At 37.8% G+C, this 19,470-nt stretch carries 22 protein-coding genes; 8 read left to right on the forward strand and 14 right to left on the reverse strand.

What is annotated here, in order from left to right:
- Positions 1–539, reverse strand: a 539-nt coding sequence (locus HX129_RS04440) for a TerD family protein (protein ID WP_286436029.1), incomplete at its 3' end; no start/stop codon positions are given.
- 359 nt (positions 540–898) lie between these two features.
- On the opposite strand from HX129_RS04440, the gene HX129_RS04445 reads away from it, so the two are divergent.
- Genes HX129_RS04445 through HX129_RS04465 form a run of 5 tightly spaced genes read left to right on the forward strand, consistent with a single transcriptional unit; the run spans position 899 to position 5,893 of the window.
- Positions 899–1,906 (forward strand): ATP-grasp domain-containing protein, encoded by a 1,008-nt coding sequence (locus HX129_RS04445; protein WP_174492556.1) that lies wholly within the window; start codon positions 899–901, stop codon positions 1,904–1,906.
- A gap of 9 nt (positions 1,907–1,915) precedes the next feature.
- Positions 1,916–3,037, forward strand: a complete 1,122-nt coding sequence (locus HX129_RS04450) for a phosphoribosyltransferase domain-containing protein (RefSeq protein WP_286433798.1) — start codon at positions 1,916–1,918, stop codon at positions 3,035–3,037.
- Positions 3,027–3,809 carry an HAD family hydrolase gene (locus tag HX129_RS04455; RefSeq protein ID WP_286433797.1) on the forward strand — a complete coding sequence of 261 codons (783 nt, stop codon included), beginning with the start codon at positions 3,027–3,029 and terminating at the stop codon, positions 3,807–3,809. Before HX129_RS04450 ends, HX129_RS04455 begins: the two co-directional genes overlap by 11 nt.
- Positions 3,802–4,956, forward strand: a complete 1,155-nt coding sequence (locus tag HX129_RS04460; protein ID WP_286433796.1) for a cysteine protease StiP domain-containing protein — start codon at positions 3,802–3,804, stop codon at positions 4,954–4,956. The genes HX129_RS04455 and HX129_RS04460 overlap by 8 nt, the downstream gene beginning before the upstream one ends.
- Positions 4,957–4,960: 4 nt before the next feature.
- Positions 4,961–5,893 carry an HpcH/HpaI aldolase/citrate lyase family protein gene (locus tag HX129_RS04465; RefSeq protein WP_286433795.1) on the forward strand — a complete coding sequence of 311 codons (933 nt, stop codon included), beginning with the start codon at positions 4,961–4,963 and terminating at the stop codon, positions 5,891–5,893.
- Between the two features lie 88 nt (positions 5,894–5,981).
- Here HX129_RS04465 and HX129_RS04470 read toward each other — a convergent pair whose 3' ends face one another.
- From HX129_RS04470 to HX129_RS04510, 9 genes are all read right to left on the reverse strand, one after another.
- The gene (locus HX129_RS04470) at positions 5,982–7,511 is read right to left on the reverse strand and encodes a helix-hairpin-helix domain-containing protein (protein ID WP_286433794.1); all 1,530 of its coding nucleotides are present in this window, start codon (positions 7,509–7,511) and stop codon (positions 5,982–5,984) included.
- 65 nt (positions 7,512–7,576) lie between these two features.
- Positions 7,577–9,421, reverse strand: coding sequence for a PP2C family serine/threonine-protein phosphatase (locus HX129_RS04475; RefSeq protein WP_286433793.1), 1,845 nt, complete (start codon positions 9,419–9,421; stop codon positions 7,577–7,579).
- Positions 9,422–9,463: 42 nt separating this feature from the next.
- Positions 9,464–10,516 (reverse strand): TerY-C metal binding domain-containing protein, encoded by a 1,053-nt coding sequence (locus HX129_RS04480; protein ID WP_130073404.1) that lies wholly within the window; start codon positions 10,514–10,516, stop codon positions 9,464–9,466.
- Positions 10,517–10,590: 74 nt separating this feature from the next.
- The gene (locus HX129_RS04485; protein ID WP_130073403.1) at positions 10,591–11,226 is read right to left on the reverse strand and encodes a vWA domain-containing protein; all 636 of its coding nucleotides are present in this window, start codon (positions 11,224–11,226) and stop codon (positions 10,591–10,593) included.
- 49 nt (positions 11,227–11,275) lie between these two features.
- Entirely contained in the window at positions 11,276–11,917 is a 642-nt protein-coding gene (locus HX129_RS04490; RefSeq protein WP_174492548.1) for a TerD family protein, read from the reverse strand.
- A 116-nt stretch (positions 11,918–12,033) separates the two neighbouring features.
- The gene (locus HX129_RS04495; protein ID WP_286433792.1) at positions 12,034–12,672 is read right to left on the reverse strand and encodes a vWA domain-containing protein; all 639 of its coding nucleotides are present in this window, start codon (positions 12,670–12,672) and stop codon (positions 12,034–12,036) included.
- Positions 12,673–12,915: 243 nt separating this feature from the next.
- Positions 12,916–13,098, reverse strand: coding sequence for a hypothetical protein (locus HX129_RS04500; RefSeq protein ID WP_174492547.1), 183 nt, complete (start codon positions 13,096–13,098; stop codon positions 12,916–12,918).
- Between the two features lie 41 nt (positions 13,099–13,139).
- Positions 13,140–13,388 carry a hypothetical protein gene (locus tag HX129_RS04505; RefSeq protein ID WP_130073399.1) on the reverse strand — a complete coding sequence of 83 codons (249 nt, stop codon included), beginning with the start codon at positions 13,386–13,388 and terminating at the stop codon, positions 13,140–13,142.
- 154 nt (positions 13,389–13,542) lie between these two features.
- Positions 13,543–14,172, reverse strand: a complete 630-nt coding sequence (locus HX129_RS04510; RefSeq protein ID WP_286433791.1) for a cation efflux transmembrane domain-containing protein — start codon at positions 14,170–14,172, stop codon at positions 13,543–13,545.
- A 92-nt stretch (positions 14,173–14,264) separates the two neighbouring features.
- Here HX129_RS04510 and HX129_RS04515 point away from each other — a divergent pair, with 92 nt between their 5' ends.
- Positions 14,265–14,672 carry a Cd(II)/Pb(II)-responsive transcriptional regulator gene (locus tag HX129_RS04515; RefSeq protein ID WP_130073624.1) on the forward strand — a complete coding sequence of 136 codons (408 nt, stop codon included), beginning with the start codon at positions 14,265–14,267 and terminating at the stop codon, positions 14,670–14,672.
- An 86-nt stretch (positions 14,673–14,758) separates the two neighbouring features.
- Here HX129_RS04515 and arsH read toward each other — a convergent pair whose 3' ends face one another.
- The 4 genes from arsH to HX129_RS04535 are packed head-to-tail and all read right to left on the reverse strand — an operon-like array spanning position 14,759 to position 17,342.
- Positions 14,759–15,463, reverse strand: a complete 705-nt coding sequence (gene arsH, locus HX129_RS04520; RefSeq protein ID WP_130073397.1) for an arsenical resistance protein ArsH — start codon at positions 15,461–15,463, stop codon at positions 14,759–14,761.
- Positions 15,464–15,485: 22 nt separating this feature from the next.
- Positions 15,486–16,520 (reverse strand): ACR3 family arsenite efflux transporter, encoded by a 1,035-nt coding sequence (gene arsB / locus HX129_RS04525; protein ID WP_174492545.1) that lies wholly within the window; start codon positions 16,518–16,520, stop codon positions 15,486–15,488.
- 10 nt (positions 16,521–16,530) lie between these two features.
- Positions 16,531–17,004: an arsenate reductase ArsC gene (locus tag HX129_RS04530; RefSeq protein WP_130073395.1), complete on the reverse strand. Its 474-nt coding sequence runs from the start codon at positions 17,002–17,004 to the stop codon at positions 16,531–16,533.
- Between the two features lie 17 nt (positions 17,005–17,021).
- Positions 17,022–17,342 carry an ArsR/SmtB family transcription factor gene (locus HX129_RS04535; RefSeq protein ID WP_174492544.1) on the reverse strand — a complete coding sequence of 107 codons (321 nt, stop codon included), beginning with the start codon at positions 17,340–17,342 and terminating at the stop codon, positions 17,022–17,024.
- Between the two features lie 162 nt (positions 17,343–17,504).
- Between HX129_RS04535 and trhP the strand changes: the two genes are divergently transcribed.
- Positions 17,505–18,905 carry a prephenate-dependent tRNA uridine(34) hydroxylase TrhP gene (trhP, locus tag HX129_RS04540; RefSeq protein ID WP_174492543.1) on the forward strand — a complete coding sequence of 467 codons (1,401 nt, stop codon included), beginning with the start codon at positions 17,505–17,507 and terminating at the stop codon, positions 18,903–18,905.
- A gap of 2 nt (positions 18,906–18,907) precedes the next feature.
- A complete protein-coding gene (locus HX129_RS04545) occupies positions 18,908–19,165 on the forward strand; it encodes a YfhL family 4Fe-4S dicluster ferredoxin (RefSeq protein WP_130073392.1) in 258 nt (85 codons plus the stop codon).
- Positions 19,166–19,470: the final 305 nt, after the last annotated feature.

Here is a 19,470-nt window from a genome sequence, read left to right on the forward strand (position 1 = left end):
GTAGCTTGTGTTGTTTCTGCTGCAATTTCAACACCAAAATTTTCAGCCAATGGCTTTAAACCACCATTAAAACCCTGATTTACAAAACGAAATTTCCATTTCTCATTATGTTTATACACTTCAGCTAAAATCAAAGCTTTTTCAGTTTTTTGCTGTGTTTCCACAATGGCTGTGGCAACAGTTTGCCCATTTTCCTGTAATTCGATTTGGATGGGGGCAAGCCTATTGACTGCATGTGGCTCATTTAAAGTTGCACAAATTGCAATTTTACCAATTTGAGGATCAATTAAAGCCGTATTAAAGCTTAATTTACTTTGATAAGGTGCTTTACTGCTTGATTCAGTTAATATTACGCTTTGATTTATTGTCTGCTTTTGCCCGTAGAAAATCATATCCTGATCACCACGAACTTTTTGTGTTGTTTGCGCCAACTGATAGGCTGTAATGTCTAAATCGATATGCGCAGGAACGTTTGTTTTTATTAATATATCCACATTTTGTTGGGTTAAACCAATATTACCACCTGCAATCAATTGCATATTATCCTCAAATACGTTGTTATAAATCTATAAAAAATGATTTTTTGAATGAAATCAAAATTTAAACTAAGTCAGTTTAATATATTTGCATCACTTAGTTTTACCATAAAAATATGACAGGCCATAGTATAAAAATATTTTTTTTAACAAAAATATAAACAAAGAAGCTGTAAAAAAAGATTGCAAGTTATTCTATTTTAATTATATATTTCTCTAGTTTTTAAACATTTAATTAAAATGTAACGTCTACACCCTGTTTGAATGGTTTATTTTCTCTCATATTGAGAAATAACTAAAGATGAACAAGATATTTTATGATTTGATTTTAAAAAATTTGCTTATTGAGAATAAATTTTACCGTGAAAGATCATTATACCGTTTGGATTGCTGAAAGTTTTTCTTGTCAAAAAGATATTATTCAAGCCTTAAAAGATTCTTCTCTTGCTTCCCATTTGAAAATCATTTGCTCACATCATTTGCTACGCCCTGAACTGCAACATATTGCTGATCTTTTTATTCAACAACCTGATATTCTCGACGCAGCTGAGTGGTTATTAAAACAATGCATTCAATTTAAGGTAGACCTACTATTTTGTGGCAAAAAAGCACACTGTATCGAACCTTATCGTGAACAATTTGCAAAGCACAATATTCAACTGATCACAGGTGCTATGTCTCTTCAAGCGCTTGAAGACATTGATGATAAATTTGTTTTTACGGAGCAATGTAAGGCACTACACTTACCTTATATTCCTGCTATTAAAGCAGATTCAAGTGACACATTAAAAACCGCTATTTTACAAGCGAAACAACAGTTTAGTGAAATTTGTGCTAAACCTGTACATGGTGTTTATGGTTTTGGTTTTGTCCGTTTAAAAGATGATATTGATTATTTTCAACATTTTAAATCACCTTTTATTGCAAATACACAACAGTTTATCGAAGCTTATGCTCAACTCGAACAAGGCATCGAATACTTAATTATGCCTTATTTGAATGGTGAAGAATGTTCGGTTGACATTGCCTGTCATCAAGGCAAAATCTTGGCTCAAGTCACCCGTATTAAATATCAATTTCATCAAGAATGTTTTTTACAACATCCCTGTCATGAAATTTGCACACAATTGGTTCAACATTTCAATTGTGACGGTTTGATTAATATTCAATTTAAAAAAGACCAACAACAGCAGTGGCATATTTTAGAAATTAATGCACGCCCAGCAGGCGGATTTGCATATACCTTGCATACTGGCGTGAATTTGGTTGCAGAAATTTTTGCACAAAAGTTATCGCTCAATTTACAGCGTGAGAACACAATATCACCCGTCAAAGTACTGCCTTTAGTACAAAGTTTTAAAATGGATTAAGATTAATTAATGAAAGAAATTGAATTAAGTCGTGGTTGTATTCGTGTTTCGGTTCGTCAACATCACCCGCATTGGGATTTAGATCAATTATTAGGTTTTGCAGAAAGAATTAATCCAAAACGTGCTTTTTTATTTGTGTCCAAAGTCTTAGGCAAGCATATTCCTGTTGCACCCTCTACCATGCAACGCAGTTACGTAGATTTAGGTGCTTTAGTTCCCAAAGATGTACCTTATCCCATTACTGTGATTGGTATGGCGGAAACGGCGGTAGGTTTAGGTGCAGGTGTTTATCGTGAATTAAAAAAAGATTTTGCTGAAAATGCCCTTTTTGTGACAACAACACGTCATCCTGTCGATGCGTTGCCCACCTTAGGCTTATTTTTAGAAGAACATAGCCATGCGCAAGATCAGTTTATTTTGAGTAGTCATGATCCGAAAAAACATCAACATTTAATCCAATCAAAAACTTTAATTTTGGTGGATGATGAAATTTCTACAGGTAAAACTTTTAAAAATCTGATCATGAGCCTGAAAAATTCGGGGCTTGAACAGGTTGAGCGCATTATCTTAGTGACCTTGGTCAATTGGGCAGAAGAACATTTGAATGATCTCAACGTCGGTATTCCCATTGAAGTGGTTTCACTGTTGCATGGTTCGTGGCATTGGCAAGCCAATCAAAATCAGATTGAAATCCATATGCCTGATGTCAATAAAACCAATCAAGAAGCACAGCGTATTATTGCACCACATGATTGGGGACGTGAACCCAGTTACTTAGATTGCAAAGCTTGGGCAAATGTACACATTAACCAACCGAAAGAAAAAATTTTAGTCTTAGGTTCAGGAGAGTTCAGTTGGATTCCGTTCCTGATCGCAGAACAATTAGAGCAACAAGGTGCAGAAGTTTATTATAGCTCCACCACACGCTCTCCGATTATGCAAGGGCATGCCATTGAAAGCATTTGTGCCTTTACCGACAATTATGGGCTCAATATCAATAATTATGCCTATAACGTTCGACATCAACAATTTGACCGTGTGTTATTGGTCATCGAAACAGAACAACACAGTGTAGACCCTACGCTTTTTGAGCAAATTGAAAATTTGGAAGTGATTCATTATGAACCATAAGCCTTTGGTTTTTGTCGATTTAGACGATACTTTATTTCAGACCAATCGCAAGTCTGCACCGACTGATTTACATAAAATTGCCACCACAGATAAGTCTGGGCAACCCCTGTCTTATATGAAACCGAAACAACAAGTTTTTGTAAATTGGTTATTAGATTCGGCTGAAGTTGTGCCTGTGACTGCGCGTTCAGTTGAAGCCTTACAACGTGTGCATTTACCTTTTCAATCTGGTGCAGTATGTTCACATGGTGGTACGATTATTGACGCACAGCAAAATATCGATATGGATTGGTTTGATATTCAAAAAAATGCTCTTGCAAACTTAAATGATTTATTGGATGAATTACCTGAGATTTTACTGAAAACAGCACAGGACTTAGGCTCGATTCGTACATGGACAGTCGAGGAAAATGACCTCAAAATCTATACTGTTGCTAAGCAAAACCAGCCAGAGGATGGGCTTTTTTTAGATCAATTGGTACAACATTTACCCAAAGATGTGTTAGAACATTGCTATGTACATATCAACGGCAATAATTTGGCCGTCATTCCAAAGTTTGTCTCTAAGCAAAAAGCCGTTGAATTTTTTATCGGAAAATATGACCCACAAGGAGAGCGTGTCATTTTGGGTTGGGGTGATAGTCTATCCGATGCAGGCTTCTTAGGCTGTTGTGATTGGTTTGGTATGCCAAAAAACAGTCAGCTTGACCAATTTTTAGCACAAAACTTAAGCAATGATCATCGACAGAAAGGATTCTTAGGGCATGTCTAATTTAAATCAGATTGATCAAAGACTAGCAAACATCGGTTTTCACGGCTCATATCGCCCACAAGACATTACTTTTTTACTGAATATCACGGATTTAACACCAACCTCAGTCGCAGAAAAAGAACGTTTAATTCAATCTGGTCAAAAACATTATTCTGAAATGATCAGTGAAGAAAATGCCCCCTCGCCTGAACATTTAAAACATTTTCAGCATGCTTTTACGCATGGTTCAGCACGTCTAGCGCAAGAAGTACAACAACTCAGCCAAGCGTTGATGACACGTTTTCCAAAGCAACCTATTGTTTTAGTGAGTTTAGTTCGAGCAGGCGTACCTTTAGGCGTTCTGTTAAAACATTGCATAGCCAAACAACAAGCATGTTTTCATTATGGTATTAGTATTATTCGAGACCGCGGCATTGATTTTGCTGCGCTCAATGCCATCATTGAGCAACATGGCGCTGAAAATATTGTCTTTGTAGATGGCTGGACAGGCAAAGGGGCGATTTGCCGTGAACTGACGAAAAACCTACAAGACTATCCCGAATTATTTGATGCAGGTTGGGAAATTCCTCGCCTTGTAACATTGTCAGATTTAGGTGGTTATTCTTGGCTTAGTGCCAGTTGTGAAGATTGGCTGATTCCTTTTGGCATCTTAGGTTCAGTCATTTCAGGTTTAACTTCTCGTAGTATCTTACGAGCAGATATAGATCAAGCTGAAGCAAAATTGGACTGTTTTAATCCAGAGAAATGGCATGATTGTGTCGTTTATACCCATCTTCAACAACACGATTTATCTGTACAATTCATTCAAAATATTTTAAATATTATTGAACAACATCCCATTCAACAGACGATTGAATGGGATAACGAGATTCGACTAACTCAGCAAAAATTGTGCTTAGACACGGTAGATTGGATTGCTGCACACTACCAAATCGAGAACATTAACCATATTAAACCAAGTATTGCTGAAGCCACGCGTGCCGTACTTAGACGTGTGCCTGAACGTATTTTAATTCGAGATGAACATAATCCTCACGTTCAGTTACTGTTACACTTTGCGCAACAACAGCACGTCTCAGTCGACATTTTAGGTTCAAAATTGGGTCCATATCATGCAGTGACCTTAATTAAAAACTTTGGAAAATAATACAATGAAACAATTACAACATGCCATTGAGCTTGGTGCGACCATGTATATCCCTGCCACGCATCAACATTTATGGGACGTGACTGAGGGCATCAAATTTTCAAATTTAAAATCGATTGCAGTCTGCTTGGAAGATGCTGTTTTAGAAAAAGATGTACAAACGGCAATGGTCAATTTAAAAGCACTCTTGCAAAAACGTGCAGAAAACCCAAACCTAAAAGCACCTGCATTGTTTATTCGCCCACGTCATATCGAAATGGCGAAATATATTATCGATTGGGATTTACACCACACCATCAGTGGTATGATTTTACCAAAATTTACCTTGCATAATTTAAAACAATGGATGGAGGTTTTACCTTCTCACATAAATTTAATGCCAACCTTTGAAACCAAAGAAATTTTTGATATGGGGCATAATGTTGAATTACAACAAGCACTCAAGTATGACTTTCATAAAACTTTGTGCTTAAGGATTGGCGGCAATGATTTACTCTCCTGTTTATCCCTGCGCCGTCCAAAAAATACCACTATTTATCAAACACCTGTGGGCATTTTAATTTCTCAACTGGCAGGCTTATATATTCCAGCAGGCTTCCAACTCAGCTCACCTGTCTGTGAACATATCGAAAATATACAGATTTTATCCAATGAACTGATCCAAGATATGAATAATGGAATTTATACCAAAACTGCCATTCATCCAACACAAATTGATTTTATTCATGAAGCATTTCAAGTGTCGACTGAAGAATTTCAAGAAGCACAGCAAGTATTGGCAATGGATGCAAAAAGTGTATTTAAGAGCCAAGGTTCTATGCTAGAACCTGCAACACATCGTAATTGGGCTGAAATGGTATTATTACGCTATAAAACATTTGGCTTAAATAAATCCCATTTAAATCATCACGGTGATGTATTTAAATTTAATGCTTAAATCACAAAACAAATCAAAATAATCAAATAAAATGGCGATTTCAATTCGCCATTCATTTAAAAATAAACTTCAGCTTACTCAAAAAATATCAAACTTCAACCATCTGTACCACAACCAAACGGCCACCATCCTGTTTCGACAATAAGATTTGTGCGCCTTCTTTTAACTCTACTTTTCCACCGATTGGAATGGGTATCTTCGTCGTCACATCGGTTAAATCAGGCAAATCTTCATTCACCAACCACCAACGATCTTGATGTAAAACAAAATAACCCTTACGTTTGGTTTGCTCTGGTGTTAAACGTTCATTCGGTGCAATCATACTATTGGCATGCCATGCAAATAAAGACTGCCCTGTCCACACCATTAAACGATGATTATCAGGACGATAGCTTGAGCCTTGTCGTGCTGAATATAAGTTTAAAATCGGCAGTTTGCCTTTAAATGTGGTTTTACAAAATGGGCAGCTCGGCTGTGTTGTATTATCAAATACATACCATTTATGACTACACGCTGGATTTAAACACGGTTGTACCAAGTCAACTGTTTTAACCAATGCAATTTCCCAATCATTGGCAGATGGACGTTTACTCGGTTCATGCAAGCCCTCAATAAAACTTTTATTAAATAATTCAGTTAAATAAGGACCTGTTACGGTATAAGGAATTTGTGCAGGGTCAGCCCAAGGGAGCTGCGAAGGTTTAAGTTGATTGGCTTTAACCCGATTACTTTGATCGTCTGGATGCTCAACAAATAATGCGCGCTCTCCCATGGCAAGATTTTCATCTTTTTGAGGATCATCCATGTCATGGATTTTACCGCCTCGCAATGGATGACGATACAATAAATACATATAAATCAATACTGCAAGTGCATGTCTATCTGTCGTAATACTTGGCAAAATTCGTTTTGGATCATCTTTATTTAAATGACTGGTCATCACGACTTCAGGTGCAATAAAGTCAGGCGTTCCCACCACATCTGGTGGGTATTTTCCAGGCACAACCAAGCCATCAACATCGATCACACATGCACTCCCTGTCACAGGGTCGATGAGCACATTTTTATAGGATAAATCTGAGTGTGCCAAACCTGCTGCATGCATACGGCGCACCGCACGTGAAATTAAAATACTGATTTTTAAATAATTAAGCCATGTCCCTTTTTCACGATCATCTAAAAAACGGTTCTGGTTATTGGCACTCGCAAACCATTTTCCTTCTTTTTCTTTACCTTTAATGTTTAAAAAATCATTATTCTTTGAGCCATAATCAAAGAAAAATTGCTTTTTATAGGTCGGTGCGGTAATGCCCAATAAATCATTGTACTCAACCAAGCCATCAGGCCAACAAAAGATATTTTTCCAATAGTCACCACCAACACCATTAAAAATACCTTGCCATTTATTACCAACAATTTCTTTTAAACGGTCTTTTTGCTGTTCAAATGCTTCTTTAGATTGATAAAATTTATTTTTTTCTTTACTAAAAAAACACACCACATAACTGCGGTCAGGTGAAAAATACACATCTTTCATTGCCCCTGAACCGATCACTTCATCTACAAATTCGATTGGACGTCCATCGACTGTAGTACATTTTACGATTTTTGCCGACATGTGCTAACACCTAATTTCTAAAATTTTTGTCTCTAAATAGTGTGAATTGATTACTTTTTCAAGCTTTAATTTACTTGATTTTTCTTATATAAAGCCGCTAAAGTTCGGTCATCATGATGCCCCGTTTTAAAAAAATGCATCCATTCTAATAAAGCCTGCTCTGGCTGATCGTGTTGCAAAACAGGTTCAAGCTCTGTATATAAATCTAGCCATTTCTGTTGATTTGCAAGTCCAGCATCGGTTTCAAAAATTGGATCTGAAATACCGTCTGTCATTAATAAAACAGCTTTTAAGTCTTTAAAACAGCCTATTTTGACCCGATTACCCAACTCTTGATGAATACTACGATCCAAAAACTTAGTCTGTCCTGCATATTCCCCCCCATCGGCAACATTCATCAATCGTACCGTGTCTTGAGTAAATGCAGCGATTGCACCATCACCCACGGAGAATGTACTAATTAAGTTTTTATCTGCATGTTGATAGACCACCGCAACCAAAAGTGTGGTTGAAAATGCTTTAGTTGCGACATGCTGCTCAGCTGCAAGCTGATCGAGTTGTGTGAGAATTGAGCGATAAATCTCATAATAAACATGATAGAACTGTTGATTTAATTTATTGGCAATTCGTTGTGTATCCGCATGTTGAGGCTGATCTAATTGCCATTGTTTAATATCTTCATTTAAAGCATCAATCGTATGTTCATTGAAATAACGTTGAAATTCTTTCTGTACAATCTCAACTGCAATTCTTGAACCTTCACGAGAATATTCCGCACTACCTGCACCGTCTGCAACCGCCAATACCGACCAATCGCTATTTGCAATGTGCATCAATGAAAAATCATCATCTCGGAAACTTCCTGCATGTTCATGGGAACGACCACGGCGACTTGCCGCAATGAGCTGATAGTCTGCTGTATCTATACACAGTTGATCTGTATGCGTTTTAACAAAAGCTTGCCCTGCCTCAGGTTCGATCACTTTCCATAAACTACGTGGATCAGGAATCACGTTTAAACGGCATTGTCCTGTATAGACTTCATCATTGACACGATATTGGAATGAAAAATTAAACTCATCAGCTTGGTTGGGTTGACCTTGAATACTTTGTGTCGCTTGATCAAAATAAAAAATATCATTTGGAAATTTAAAACTTTCCTCAATATATTCTATATTTTCAGGTTTTTGACTCGATAAGATTTGAATTTTTGAAGTATAAGGTTGCCCTGCACGTGCATTATCAACTTGAAACTTCACATCATTTACTTTGCGCTGTATAAACACGTCTGTAATCTCAGTTCTATTTTGTTCGATTTGTGCTTGTTGTTGCTGTATGGAGATCTCTTGTTCAACTTGTTGCGCTTCAGAATCAATAAGAATCTCTTCTATCGCAATCATCGGGGCACCAACGCCTGCAACTGCAACAGACATATTTTCATGAGCTGCTTGTACATCATCTTGTTGTTGATGCGAAATAATCGTCTCAGATAGGACTGAGTGTGCGGGTACAGTTTGTGCTGAGCGATCTTGCTCAACATCTGTATTACTTAGGCTATTTTTTAAAATATCAGTAATTTGATCAGAAATATTTTGTTCTTGACGTTGAGCATCATCAAGCAATGTTAGCGCACTCTGTTCAGTAAGTAAGATCTGCTTGTCATCCAAATCTAATTGCGCTTGTTGAATCTGCGGCTCATTTTCATGTGAATGTTCTTTATTCTCAAAATATATGGGTTCTAAGATTTCAGTCAGTAAAGGTGGCGTTGCAGATTGCTTTTTGAGTTCATACACTAATTTTGAGAGTTGTTGTAATTGCTCATCTGTTTTAAAAAACTCGATAAATTGATCATCTAAACCCAGTTCATTGACTGCCAAAATTTTTTTAATTTTACATAATAATTCTTGCATACTGCCCCCTTTCAATGATCAATCATTTTATTTATCAAAAATTTAACCTTGACCACGGGTCAAATCAAAATCCCCACCTTCCGTACTAAAACTCACTTGACGGCGGCACCATGGGCAAACGACATATTCACTATAGCCGTCATAACACATCAGATTGCCACAACCACACATGGCAAAAGCAGTATCTGCATAACAATGTGGACATTGCGACCATCCTTCTAATTTTGATGTATTAATTTGTGGTTTTTCAGCACTATGATCCGTCCAACTAAAATATTCCTCACTGATCGCTTCGCAAGTCTCTAATTTAAAATTGTATAAATTAATATTTAAGTCAGATAAACCGCCATATTGTAAATTTCTGCTATATTTCAACAGATAAGGGTGTTGTAATTTTTGACAACGCCCAATAAAAGTAACGACACGATCATCAGCATGGCTTTTTCGGAACGTGAGTTTTGACTTAGCTAAGTTCATATAACGCTGATCAAGTGGAATTAATTCTTCTGAGTTTTGAAAATTTGCCACGCTAACACTTTGTGACACCACAGAAGCACTGATCCATTTACATAGACCTTTGACATATTCTTGGTTAATTTGATCAACCGAAATACAGTGTTCCGTTAATTCTTTTAAGATAGAAAAATCAACATCTTGTCCAAGACCAATCACAATCAAAGTCACACGATGGCTATATTTCGTTTTCCATTGTTGAATAGCATCTTGATAATCATCCGTCGGGCGACCATCGGTAAATAAATAAACGACGGGTTTCCAGTCACCTTTAACATCTGCAGTGGTTTTGATCACTGAGCGATCTATTTCTTTACCTAAATGGGTCAGTGCTTTGCCTAGATGCGTCCCGCCGCCCAAAGGTAATTCACATCGTTGATAGGCATATAATTCTGTGAGTGGTACTAAAGTACGCACAATTCCCGCATAAGCAATCAATGAAACATAGACTGTTTCTAGTGCATAAGGGTCGGTGCATAAACTACGCATAATAAAGTCAACACCTTCTTGCACAGCAACTAAAGGCTGCCCCGCCATAGATTCGGAACAATCAATCACGAAAAATACAGGTAATCGACGCATAAACTCACCTTGTTCATTGTTATTATTTCAAGCCTTTTTATTAAACTTACATTCAATTGCATTTGAGAATGATTTTATAGCACCAATTGAATTTCCGAAGGCGGCGGCGGCAACTCAATTGCATCTGCGACACCTGCACTACTACTCCCCGCTACCACACTTGCAGAAACCCATTTAAAGAAACTGGCAAATGAGTTCGAATCCATCGAATCCAACACCACAACTTGAGAAGTCAATTGTTGTAATGCTTCAGTTTTGGCTTTTGGACCCGCAGCACATGCCACAATCGTTGCAAAGTTAAGCTGTTGAATAGTTGGAATAATCTGTTGATAGGCATATACATCTGAGGGTGAACCATCCGTCATGAGGAACAAGAGTGGTCGCCAATCACCTTTTTGTTCTTCTGTGCTTTTCTTGATATTTTTTTGCACATCTTCTGCTAACAGCTCCAAGGCTGCCCCCATAAATGTTGCACCAACACTCGGTACTTCAATTTCAGGCAATTGCACTTGATCCAACGGCGTTAAAGGCAAATAAATTTTTGCCTGCATATCAAAGGTAATGACACTAAGATGTACACTTTCCAATGCATAAGGATCTTGCCTGAGCGCACTCAGCATCGACTGCAAGCCCACATTTACCGAATGAATTGGCTCTCCACGCATAGAGCCTGAGGTATCTAATAAAATATAAACAGGTAGTCGACGCATATTTTTTCCTCGTGATGATTTGTCGTGATTAAATGGATCATTCACATGATTAAACGTATTGTTTTAGCCATTCCACAAAGTTATCTGACTCAGACGATGAGCCAATGGCGTTAAATTTCCAACCAGCATTCTCACGCACGAGTTCAGCAAAAAGTAAGGAACGTTGTTGTTCATATTGTCCCTGACCTGACAAATTAAAACGGACCATTTCTTTGCCAGAAGCATCAACAGCACGAATAAACGCATTTTGTACCTGTCCAAAATGCTGCTTGTTTTTATTGCCTTCGTAAATTTGCACAATAAATACAATTTTATGATAAACAGGTGCTAATGAATTTAATTTAACAATGATTTGCTCATCATCCCCATCACCTGCCCCCGTACGGTTATCTCCTGTGAGCCAAATATGACCAGAGGGGTGCTTAAGATTATTGAAGAAAATAACGTCACTATTGTTTAAAGTCGGATGCCCCGAAGTATCTCGCCCGAGATTTTGCACTTTACCATTAGCATCACATAAAAAAGCGATCACATCCAAATCATATTCTGCAGTTTGTCCGCCAAATAATCCCCCTAAAAAGCCCTTTTTCTGCTCGGCGATGTCCCAACCCAAGCCAATGGTGACCAGTGACAGATTATTTTCTGCCTTTTCTAATGTCAGACCTTGTCCTTTTGCTAATGTAATCCCCATGTTATTTTCCTTTTTTTCTTTTAGTTGAAAGCTTTAGGGACAGCGAAATATCTTAATTTTCAGCCATCCGATCTATCGTTTTTATCTTTAAGTGAGGTCTAAAATCATCTATATACTTAAAGTACAACATTGACTTCAGGGGGTGGTGGTGGTAAATCACTCAAACCTGTCACTTCTTTTTGTCCTGCATCGACTTTTTGGCTGCCTGTAGAAATACTTGCAGACACCCATTTAAAAAATGCTTTGATGGTATTTGAATCTGCGGTTGCAAGCTCCACCACGACTTCCGTGATTTGCTTTAAAATTGCTGTTTCAGCATTGTGTCCTGCAGCACATGCAATGACCATACCCGTTTTGACTTTTTTTAGTTTTTCAAAACCTTTCTTCCAGTCATCTGTCGGTGCACCATCCGTCATGATAAAGACCAAAGGTTTCCAATCTCCACGCGTATCTGGTGTCGTTTTTTGCACTTCTTGTTCAATTTTATCCGCCAATAATGACAACGCTTCACCAAGCTGTGTTGTACCTGTTGCTTGTAAATTCGGCGTATTAAACATTGCCAATTCAGTCAATGGCATCAACTGTTTGGCAGTTGTATCAAAAGTGATGATAGACAAATAAGCGGTTTCTAAGGCGTAGGGATCTTGTCGCAAAGAGGAGACCAACATTTCCACCCCATTTTTAACAGCTTCAATAGGTTCACCTAACATCGAGCCTGATGTATCAAGCAATAAATAAACGGGCAATCTTCTCATGCTTATCTGTCCTTGTTATCAATTTATAAACTTTGTTGTTATAAGCATCTTAGCTTAAATATTAAAATAGTAGAATATCCTGATTTTCTAATTTTCAATTTAATATCATTTCTCTTTAGGACACATTTCAACATTAATTTGTGTTTATTACTTTAAAAGTATTGTTATTTTCAAGCAGCAACATGATGATTTTGTCATCATATTGCGCATACCAAAGTCGAAACCTCAGTTAAAACATCTTAATTAATTTGTGCGACCTTCCTGATTTGCATGACCTGAGCAATGTGCTCCACCACCAATGACAAAACCACGTTCTGCTTTACATGAACCAATCACTTGCCCACGTGAATCATACGTTGTCACTGTTGATGCACATCCTGTCATGACTAGCGCAGTAAAAAGTGCAATTAATCCTGAAATTTTCATTTTCTTTCCTCTAAATCCTGACGAATTGTCAATAAACCCAATTAATCCAATTGAATTTGCGTGCTTGCTGGTGGAATCGGTAATAAGCCTGTTTTAATATTCACTTGTCGATAATCAATGCCTTTGGCATTTCCATGACCATAGCAAACCGCTTTTGCCCCAAAAATAAAACCTTGCGTGGCTTTACACGCCCCAATTGCATTTCCTGCGGCATCATAAGTAATGACTTTGGCACTACAACCACTCAGAAACACTAAAAGACTTGCTATAAAATACTTTTTAAAACTCACCTTAACCCCTACTTCAGTTTAATTAAATAATTTATAAAAATTATTTATTTATTTTTAATTGGAGCGAATTTTATCTATTATTTTTAAACTGTAAAGGATTATTTTTAATACATAATAAAAAACCACTCGAAAGTGGTTTTTAAATATATGCGCTTTAAGTATTTAATATTGGTTTATTTTCACGTCTTTCTTGTAAGGCTTTTTTGATCACCTGATACCCGCCTGTTAAACCTAAAGTTGCCATGATCACAGCAACAATAATATCGGGTAATAAACTGCCTGTACCAAATACACCTACTGCTGCAAAAATCACCGCAACATTGCCAATCGCATCATTACGGCTACACAACCACACTGACCGCATATTAGCGTCACCATCGCGAAATGCATAAAGGATCACGGCTGCAATCACATTGGCGATCAATGCTAATATCCCAATGGCTCCCATTGTCATGGCTTCAGGGGGAATACCTTGCATATAGGCATAAGCTGATTTACCAATCACCACAAAACCAAACAATGCCATGGTCAAGCCTTTGATCAACGCAACAGTCGCACGCCAATATAAACTCGCACCCAATACCGCCAGCGAAATGCCATAGTTCACAGCATCACCAAAGAAATCGAGTGAATCTGCCCAAAGTGCAGATGAATGTGCATAAGCACCGCCAACCAACTCCACAAAAAACAGCGTAAGGTTAATGATGAGTGCAATCCATAACGCAGTACGGAACTTACTATTTGGTTTTTGTGGTGCAGGTTCATGACTACACGCACATGCCATGCTGACTCCCCTTGCTTAAAGATTTATCTGTATTATGCTATTTAAAACTATGGACTAACTCCAAGGTCAAGTACTTTTGTGGAGCATATATCATGCAACAATATCTCATCAGCGATTTGGCTAAAAAGACCCAATTGAGTACAGATACGATTCGGTTTTATGAAAAGAAAAATTTGATTCAAGCCAGTTTTCGAGCTGAAAATAACTATAAATATTATAATGATGAAACATTAAAACGTTTAATTTTCATTAAGCGTTGTCGTGCATTGGATATGACCTTACAAGAGATCATCGCCTTATTGGAACAAGTTCAACACCCTGAACGAGGTTGTAAAATTGTTGATCAGTTAATTGCAGAACATATTCAACATGTTGAAACACGGATTTTAGAATTACAAAGTTTTAAAACACAGCTTGTTGCTTTGCGCCAATCTTGTGCTTCGGACAGCACCATTGATCATTGTCAGATTGTGAAAAATTTAGCCGCTGCAATCGAATAGATCTAAAGTTTCCGTTGGATACAGGATTAAGGAATACGCCTGCACCCAACACAATAGATGACTTTGCTGATCGTCTATGCTAGACATCAAAGCGACTTCTGATTTACCCGCTTTGACAATGCTTCGGCAGATTCCTTACGTTCAGAATAACGATCTGTCAAATATGCGGCTTGCCCACGTGTCAACAATGTAAACTTATATAACTCCTCCATGACATCCACAATGCGGTCATAATAAGATGATGGTTTCATCCGATCATTTTCATCAAACTCTAAAAATGCTTTTGGAATAGATGACTGATTTGGAATCGTGATCATACGCATCCAACGCCCTAAAATCCGCAGTTGATTGACTGTATTAAATGACTGTGAACCGCCACTTACTTGCATCAAAGCTAAAGTTTTTCCTTGCGTGGCACGAATTGCCCCTGCTGCCAATGGAATCCAATCAATCTGCGCTTTAAAAATAGAACTCATGGAACCATGACGCTCAGGTGAACACCAAACCATTCCCTCCGACCATGCTAACAGTTCATGCAACTCCTGCACTTTTGGATGTGAAGTGTCGGCATCCTCAGGTAAAGGTAAAGCTTTAGGATGGAAAATTTTCACTTCAGCACCAAACTGTTCTAGGATACGCCCTGCTTCAAGTACAGCTAAACGGCTAAACGAACGCGCTCGATTTGAACCATACAGCAATAAAATTCGAGGTGGATGCTCATTTTCTCTTGCTTGAACTTTTTCAAACGTTGGATGCTCAAGCAGGTTTAAATCAATATTTGGAAGATTCATTTTTAAAACCTTTAAAAATCACTTAGGCAAAAAATTTCTTTCTAAGCCACAAGGAAACACTGACCAGTAGAATCAATACAGGCACTTCAACCAATGGCCCGATCACAGTGGTAAATGCCACAGGAGAAGCCAAACCAAATGTTGCGATTGCCACAGCAAGTGCTAACTCAAAATTGTTACCTGCGGCGGTAAATGAAATTGCGGTGGTTTTGGGATAATCATTACCCATCCATTTACTCATGAAAAAGCTAATGAAAAACATTAGGATAAAATACAGCGTTAACGGAATGGCAATTCGCAATACATCTAGTGGCAATGCAACCACATCCGCACCTTTAAGGCTAAACATCGCAACAATCGTAAATAGCAATGCCAATAAGCTCAGTGGGCTGATTTTAGGAATAAAAGTATTTTGATACCAATCTAAGCCTTTTTGTTTGACCAAAATCAAACGCGTTAAAAAACCAAGTAAAAATGGAATACCAAGATAAATCAATACCGCTTGCGTGATCGTCCAAAAACTCACATTGATCACTTGCGCTTCAACACCAAAAAATGGCGGTAAATACGTTAAAAATAGCCACGCATAACTACTAAAAAACAGAATTTGGAAAATACTGTTAAATGCAACCAACGCCGCAACATACTGCTGATCACCACAAGCAAGATTATTCCAGACCAACACCATCGCAATACAACGTGCTAAGCCAATTAAAATCAACCCTGTCATATATTCAGGATAATCCTGTAAAAATAGGATTGCGAGTGCAAACATAAGACATGGCGCAATCAACCAATTTTGTACTAAAGACAAAACTAAGGTTCGCTTATCCTGAAAAACTTGACTTAAATTTTTATAATCCACTTTGGCTAAAGGTGGATACATCATCAAAATTAAACCAATGGCAATGGGCAAATTTACTGTTCCCATGCTCATCTGATTTAAACTTTGTGCAGATTTTGGGAAAAATAGTCCTATGGCTATCCCTACTGCCATCGCAATAAAAATCCAAAGCGTAAGATTGCGATCTAAAAAAGAAAGTTTCTGAGCTGACATAGTTGAATATTCATCCAATTAGAGCAATATTTTCGAGCGATTTGGTTAATTGTTGTGCATCCATTTGCTCAAAATTTAGTGCAAAAAATGCATCAAAACGGCGCTGAATATGTTGAACAGTTAAATTGAATGCTTGTAATTTTTCTTCTTCTGGCAAATTTAAATGCGATGGATCATCTAACCCCCAATGCACTTTTAAAGCATTTCCTAAATAGAGTGGACATGCTTCATTGGCAGCTTCGCTACACACGGTCACCACAATCTCAGGCGCAAATGCTTCACATGCCTGCATATTTTTACTCGACAAATGCTCAGTCGGGATATTCAAACTTTGTAAGGTTTTCAAAGTCAATGGATGTACCTGACCTGAAGGATGACTACCTGCACTGCATGCCTGAAATCCTGTTGGTGCTTGAGCATTAAATAAAGCTTCCGAAAGAATACTGCGGCAGCTATTCCCTGTACATAAGAATAAAATTTTCATATTAATTCAACTATTTATTAATAACAATTTGGATTTTCAGCGCATGCATCTTGAGCGCACTCAAAACGCTGATCCTGTGCTGAAAGTTGCAGTAAAATCTCTTTGCACCATAAGGCTAAATCATCATGTAACCGATAATAGACCCATTGTCCTTGACGGCGATCTTGCAAAATTTGTGCACTACGTAACAGCGCTAAATGTCGTGAAATTTTCGGCTGACTCAAATCTAGTCCTACCGTCAAATCACAAACACAACGCTCACCTTGTTTAACAATCATCATTAAAATATCGAGCCGAGTTTGATCGGCAAGGCATTTAAAAAAATCGACTTGATTCATATTTATATATGGATATACGAATTTCCATATATACTAAACTTTAAATGATCAAAATGCCAATTTTTCCAACACATCATTTTAAATTCCGAGTTTTTTACTAGGTTGAATCTATTTTTTTTATCACTAGAATAATACCCATAAAGTTTTTATGCCTTTTGTGATATGACTATTTGCCACGTTACCGAACTCCTCTCGCCAGCTGGTTCACTCAAGAATATGCGCTATGCATTTGCCTATGGTGCGGATGCTGTATATGCAGGTCAGCCACGTTATAGCTTGCGAGTTCGTAACAATGCATTTGATCATGATAATTTGAAAATTGGCATTACCGAAGCACATGCTTTGGGTAAAAAGTTTTATGTTGTGGTGAACATTCAACCACATAATGCGAAGCTAAAAAACTTTATCCGAGATCTTGAACCTGTGGTTGCAATGCAACCTGATGCACTCATTATGTCTGATCCCGGTTTGATCATGATGGTACGTGAACATTTCCCTGACATGTCGATTCACCTATCTGTTCAAGCCAATGCAGTCAACTGGGCGACAGTCAAGTTTTGGAAAAATATGGGCTTAACTCGTGTGATTTTATCACGTGAATTATCCCTCGAAGAGATCGAAGAAATTAAGCAAAATGTTCCTGATATGGAAATTGAAGTTTTCGTACATGGCGCACTTTGCATGGCTTATTCCGGTCGTTGCTTACTTTCAGGCTATATGAATAAACGTGATGCCAATCAAGGCGCTTGCACCAATGCGTGTCGCTGGGATTATAAAGTTCACGAAGCAGCAGAAGATGCATCTGGGGATGTCATTCCAGTCCAACCACTGGAGACAGCATCAAGCTGCTGCACCAATAAAGATGCCGACGAGCAACACGCCCAAAATCAACATCAATTTGGCGAGCCGGTTTTACTACAACGCAATGAAGAAGAGATGTTCGCTGCTGAAGAAGATGAACATGGTACTTACTTCATGAATTCTAAAGATTTACGTGCTGTACAGCATGTGGATCGTTTAACTCAAATGGGCGTCCATTCTTTAAAGATTGAAGGACGCACCAAATCATACTTTTACTGTGCTAGAACTGCACAAATTTATCGTAAAGCGATTGATGATGCACATGCAGGCAAAGAGTTTGACCCTGCACTGATGACTCAGCTTGAAGGTTTGGCAAATCGTGGCTATACCGAAGGTTTCTTACGTCGTCATATACATCGTGAATATCAAAATTATGAAACAGGTTCATCCCGCTTTGATCATCAACAATTTGTCGGTGAGGTTTTAGAGCGTAATGGAGACTATATCGTGGTTGATGTGAAAAATCGCTTTGTCGTAGGCGACACCTTAGAGCTCATGACAACTAGTGGAAATATCACATTCATTTTAACAGAAATGAAAGATATGAAAGATACACTCATTCCCCATGCCAAAGGCTCAGGGCATATTGTTAAAATTCCGATTCCTGCTGATGTTGACATGAATTTTGCATTACTGATCCGCAATCTCCCCAATTCAAGCGCAGATATTTCTGCTGCTTCTTTAGCCTATATAGCGAGCTAATTATGGCACTTTTCATTACAGATCAATGCACAAATTGCGATATGTGTGTGCCCGAATGCCCAAACCAAGCCATTTTTGAAGGTGAAAAATTCTATGAAATTGATGTCGAGCGCTGTACTGAATGCGTTGGTTTTTATGAGCATCAAACCTGTGTCAATGTCTGCCCGATTGAATGTATTGAACCACATCCCGAACATAGAGAAACTCACGCAAAATTGTTAGAAAAATTTCATGGTTTAAATTTATTTCATCGTTCTTAAATCACAGTAAGATAACGATAAATAATAAAAAAAGTTGATTGGATCAACTTCACGCCAAAAACAATAAATTTAGTAGGGGAAACGAAAGCCAAAGTGTTATTGGGGGAATTTGGGGAACACTTTGGCTTTCAATTTAACAATAAAATTAGGTCTTTTCGTACACAAAAATTCACATATGACATCTAATCATTCTATACACTTTACAATCATTAAATCTCATGATTTGACATACGATAAAGTTCAATCATGCTGACTGCATAACAATGCAGAATTTATTCGCCATTTTTCTCAATTAAGGGCAACAT

The organism is Acinetobacter sp. 251-1, assembly GCF_030329305.1.
GTDB lineage: Bacteria > Pseudomonadota > Gammaproteobacteria > Pseudomonadales > Moraxellaceae > Acinetobacter > Acinetobacter piscicola_A.

Excerpts from the sequence above, each read along its gene's own strand:
- HX129_RS04450 (WP_286433798.1), top strand. The coding sequence starts at position 1,916 with ATGAAAGAAATTGAATTAAGTCGTGGTTGTATTCGTGTTTCGGTTCGT.
- HX129_RS04455 (WP_286433797.1), top strand. The coding sequence starts at position 3,027 with ATGAACCATAAGCCTTTGGTTTTTGTCGATTTAGACGATACTTTATTT.
- HX129_RS04460 (WP_286433796.1), top strand. The coding sequence starts at position 3,802 with ATGTCTAATTTAAATCAGATTGATCAAAGACTAGCAAACATCGGTTTT.
- HX129_RS04465 (WP_286433795.1), top strand. The coding sequence starts at position 4,961 with ATGAAACAATTACAACATGCCATTGAGCTTGGTGCGACCATGTATATC.
- HX129_RS04470 (WP_286433794.1), bottom strand. The coding sequence starts at position 7,511 with ATGTCGGCAAAAATCGTAAAATGTACTACAGTCGATGGACGTCCAATC.
- HX129_RS04475 (WP_286433793.1), bottom strand. The coding sequence starts at position 9,421 with ATGCAAGAATTATTATGTAAAATTAAAAAAATTTTGGCAGTCAATGAA.
- HX129_RS04480 (WP_130073404.1), bottom strand. The coding sequence starts at position 10,516 with ATGCGTCGATTACCTGTATTTTTCGTGATTGATTGTTCCGAATCTATG.
- HX129_RS04485 (WP_130073403.1), bottom strand. The coding sequence starts at position 11,226 with ATGCGTCGACTACCTGTTTATATTTTATTAGATACCTCAGGCTCTATG.
- HX129_RS04490 (WP_174492548.1), bottom strand. The coding sequence starts at position 11,917 with ATGGGGATTACATTAGCAAAAGGACAAGGTCTGACATTAGAAAAGGCA.
- HX129_RS04495 (WP_286433792.1), bottom strand. The coding sequence starts at position 12,672 with ATGAGAAGATTGCCCGTTTATTTATTGCTTGATACATCAGGCTCGATG.
- HX129_RS04500 (WP_174492547.1), bottom strand. The coding sequence starts at position 13,098 with ATGAAAATTTCAGGATTAATTGCACTTTTTACTGCGCTAGTCATGACA.
- HX129_RS04510 (WP_286433791.1), bottom strand. The coding sequence starts at position 14,172 with ATGGCATGTGCGTGTAGTCATGAACCTGCACCACAAAAACCAAATAGT.
- HX129_RS04515 (WP_130073624.1), top strand. The coding sequence starts at position 14,265 with ATGCAACAATATCTCATCAGCGATTTGGCTAAAAAGACCCAATTGAGT.
- arsH (WP_130073397.1), bottom strand. The coding sequence starts at position 15,463 with ATGAATCTTCCAAATATTGATTTAAACCTGCTTGAGCATCCAACGTTT.
- arsB (WP_174492545.1), bottom strand. The coding sequence starts at position 16,520 with ATGTCAGCTCAGAAACTTTCTTTTTTAGATCGCAATCTTACGCTTTGG.
- HX129_RS04530 (WP_130073395.1), bottom strand. The coding sequence starts at position 17,004 with ATGAAAATTTTATTCTTATGTACAGGGAATAGCTGCCGCAGTATTCTT.
- HX129_RS04535 (WP_174492544.1), bottom strand. The coding sequence starts at position 17,342 with ATGAATCAAGTCGATTTTTTTAAATGCCTTGCCGATCAAACTCGGCTC.
- trhP (WP_174492543.1), top strand. The coding sequence starts at position 17,505 with ATGACTATTTGCCACGTTACCGAACTCCTCTCGCCAGCTGGTTCACTC.
- HX129_RS04545 (WP_130073392.1), top strand. The coding sequence starts at position 18,908 with ATGGCACTTTTCATTACAGATCAATGCACAAATTGCGATATGTGTGTG.